The organism is Acinetobacter sp. GN11, assembly GCF_054823985.1.
The window spans coordinates 483-4,295 of record NZ_JRVL01000383.1; the positions used below are offsets into that span (position 1 = coordinate 483).

Genomic DNA, 3,813 nt, shown 5'->3' on the forward strand with positions numbered 1-3,813 from the left:
AGCAGCGGTTTTTACATCTCATTTATATACAACAATAATTTTATAACGGTAAAAATATGCCACATTTAGTTCTCCCAACACGTGCATTAAAAGTCGTAGATAAAGCAATTGAGTTATTTCACTACAACGGATTTCATTTAGTCGGCATCGACAGACTTGTGAAAGAGTGTGGAGTACCCAAAGCAACTTTTTATAACTACTTTCACTCTAAAGAACGGTTGATTGAAATTTGCCTGATTGTGCAAAAAGAGCGCTTAAAAGAAAAAGTGGTTTCTATTGTTGAATATGACCATGACACAAGCGCAAGCGATAAACTCAAAAAGCTCTATCTTTTACATGCAGATTTAGACGGGATGTATTACTTATTATTTAAAGCTATTTTTGAAACAAAACTGACTCATCCAAAAGCCTATCAAACCGCCGTGAGATATAGAACATGGCTCACCAACGAAATTTATAGCCAGCTTAGAACACTTAACCCCGATGTTTGTTTTACCGATGCCAAACTATTTTTATATTTAATTGAAGGCACTGTTATTCAGCTTTTAAGCTCGGATGAGGTTGATGAAAGAATGGTTGAGGTGTTTTTGAAAAGCTTAAGCGTATGCTAAGTTAGATGTATAAAATGATAAATTCATAATAAACTGTACTCATTAGTACATTCAAAAGTATATATTCTGTTTTTATTTGTAATATAAATGTTGTAAATTATTAAAAGGGACGATCAATAATTTTTTTTGATCAAATTTAATTACTAAAATTTATACAAATTAATTATGCATATTTCAAAAGTTAGTTTAGTCAATTATCGGAACTTTAAAAACGCAACATTTTTATTTAATAAGGGTATTAATACAGTTATAGGAGAGAATGGTGCGGGTAAGACAAATCTTTTCAAAGCAATACGCTTATTGTTAGATGATTCTGCTATTCAGTACGCTTATAAGTTAAATGAGAATGATTTCAACAGAGAACTAGGAAGCGATTGGAAAGGACATTGGATTATTATAAGTATTGAATTTGATGAAATAGATAGCAATGAGGCAATACAATCTTTATTTGTCCACGGGGCAGGAAGGGTTGAATCAGATACTGTAAGCAAAGCTAGTTATACACTTTTCTTTAGACCTAAAATCCATATTCGACATAAACTAGCTAGTTTGGAGGAGGGTGATAAAGATGGCTTAGAAGAAATACTATCAAGTATAAGTATTGAAGATGATTATGAAACTATATTCCATGGTAAAAGCACCGTAAACTTTAATGATCCAACAATTTATAATACTTTGGTAGGTAATTTTGAAGATATCAAATTTCCTAGTGATATTGATTGCTCAAAATTTGGAGTAAAAGTTCCGCTTCAGCTATCTGTATCAAAGGAAATGTCATTTACTTTTATCCAAGCTTTAAGAGATGTTGTTAGTGATTTTAAGAATAATAGGACAAATCCATTATTAACTTTGCTTAGAAGAAAAAGTGAAGAGATTAAATCAGAAGAATATAAGCCTATTAGTGATCTAGTTTTAGAGCTGAATAATAGTATTGAGAAACTTTCTGATGTTCAAGAAATTAGAGATGATATTAGGGAGACGATTTTAGGTACAATAGGTCGAACATATTCCCCATCATCACTATCAATTAGGTCTAGTGTTCCAAATGAAGCTGAAAAGTTATTGCAATCACTAAAACTTTTTATTGGTGAATCGGGAGAAGACTACGAAGGAAATCTTCATGAGTTAAGTTTAGGCGGCGCAAATATTATATTTTTGACCCTAAAATTACTTGAATTTAAATATAGAAGAGCTAGGGATGCATTTGCAAATTTTTTAATAATTGAAGAACCTGAAGCACATATTCACAACCATATCCAAAAGACACTATTTGATAAATTAAATTTCTCAAATACACAAATTATTTATTCTACTCATTCGCCTCAAATATCAGAGGTAAGTAATGTTGAAAGTATGAATATTATTAGTAGAAAAGTAAACTTTTCTGAAACTTATCAACCATCTATTGGCCTTTCTCCTAAAAGTATTAATCAAGTTCAGCGTTATTTGGATGCCGTAAGAACTAATCTATTATTTGCAAAAGGTGTGATATTAGTAGAAGGTGATGCTGAAGAAATTTTATTACCTATTTTAATTAAAATAGTATTTGGAGTAAGTATAGATGAGCTTGGAATAAGTTTAATTAATATTCGTAGTACAGGCTTTGAGAATGTTGCGCAACTTTTTCATAATGATCGAATTAGACGTAAGTGTGCAATTTTAACGGATCTTGATCGCGCCATCTGCGATACAACAATATTACCTACTGATAATGAAAATGATCAAAAATATAAAAGAAAAGTAGAAGCTTCACAAAAAAGTGGAGGAGAAAGAAAAATTGTTTTAGATGAATTTGAAAAAAATAATATTTGGATAAAAGCTTTTTATGCTGATCATACATTTGAGGTTGACTTTATTAAAGCTGGTAATGTTTCGGAAGTACATAATATTGTTGAGAATGTCTACACAAAGCCAGAAACATGTGATCTTGCTAAAGCTGAATTAGAAAGTGAAGATGTAGCTGTTTATGGACGTAGAGTACTGACTATGGCTAAACAGGAAGGAAAAGGATGGTTTGCAATTCTATTAGGTGGTGTTCTATCTAGTGGAACAAGAATTCCAGAATATATCATGGGTGCTTTAATATTTGCTAAGCATGATTATTCTCCTTCATTAATAGCAGATATAATAGAGTATCGGGTTAAAATACATGAAACTATTACCCCTAGTGTGTATGACTTTTCTGCTCTTTATGTGATTTTAGAAAAATTTAAATCTGGTGAAGAGGTAGATTTATCTGAAATATTGCATGAACTCGAGATTATAAAAAATGACCAAATTTATCTATTCATAACTAAATTATTCAACGAGTATGAATATGCTTAATTTTAATCCTAATGATCTAAATGAAGAACAAAAAAATGCTATTTATGAAGAAAATAGCATTTTATTAGTTGCCTGTCCTGGAAGTGGTAAAACAAGAACCCTTATTTATAAAATTGCTTTTGAGTTAAGTAAAATTGAGTCAACTAAAAAATTTGTTATAGCTATTACTTATACTAATAATGCAGCTGAAGAAATTAAAGAGCGAGTAGAAGCCTTAGGTGTCGATACAACTCAGCTTTGGATAGGTACAATCCATTCATTTTGCCTACATTGGATACTTAGACCATACTATCTATATTTGGATAATTTAAAGTATGGTTTCAGTGTAATTAATTCCTATGATACGGAAAGAATTTTAACAGAATTATGTTTAAGTTATAAAAATCAAAGAATTACTTATTGGGACTGCGGTGTAATAGCAAGGACAGATAATATTTATTTGACTTGTACTGACACAGCTAAGCATTCTGCATTATTAAAAATAATGCATGATTATTATACTATTTTGGCAAAAAACAAACAAATTGATTTTGAACAAATATTGAAATACTCATGGGATCTACTTAATAAAAATTCGATTATTAGCAAATCCCTTAGTAATATATTTTCATTAATATTAATTGATGAATATCAGGATACTAAAGAAATACAATATTATATACTTTCAGAAATATTAAAATCAAATTGTGGGAATACTAAAGCATTTATAGTCGGTGATCCTAATCAATCTATTTATGATTCATTGGGTGGATTTCCAATGCCCAAGGATAAATTGGAAGAATTATTAGGCTTTGATTTGATAGCTTTAAGTCTTGATAAAAATTATCGATCATCAGATAAAATAGTTAAGTATTTTGATTACTTTAAAGTTAATCAA

At 30.0% G+C, this 3,813-nt stretch carries 3 protein-coding genes; all 3 read left to right on the forward strand.

Annotation, left to right across the window (positions count from 1 at the left end):
* The first annotated feature begins 56 nt into the window (after positions 1-56).
* Complete coding sequence (locus NL42_RS19630) at positions 57-611, forward strand: TetR/AcrR family transcriptional regulator (protein ID WP_461314026.1); 555 nt, start codon at positions 57-59, stop codon at positions 609-611.
* 165 nt (positions 612-776) lie between these two features.
* Positions 777-2,936 (forward strand): ATP-dependent nuclease, encoded by a 2,160-nt coding sequence (locus tag NL42_RS19635; protein WP_461314027.1) that lies wholly within the window; start codon positions 777-779, stop codon positions 2,934-2,936.
* A partial coding sequence (locus NL42_RS19640; RefSeq protein WP_461314028.1) for a UvrD-helicase domain-containing protein occupies positions 2,929-3,813 on the forward strand: 885 nt, incomplete at its 3' end. The genes NL42_RS19635 and NL42_RS19640, both read left to right, overlap by 8 nt.

Bases quoted from the DNA above. Each gene is read 5' to 3' on its own strand.
- NL42_RS19635 (WP_461314027.1), top strand. From the start codon at position 777: ATGCATATTTCAAAAGTTAGTTTAGTCAATTATCGGAACTTTAAAAAC.
- NL42_RS19630 (WP_461314026.1), top strand. From the start codon at position 57: ATGCCACATTTAGTTCTCCCAACACGTGCATTAAAAGTCGTAGATAAA.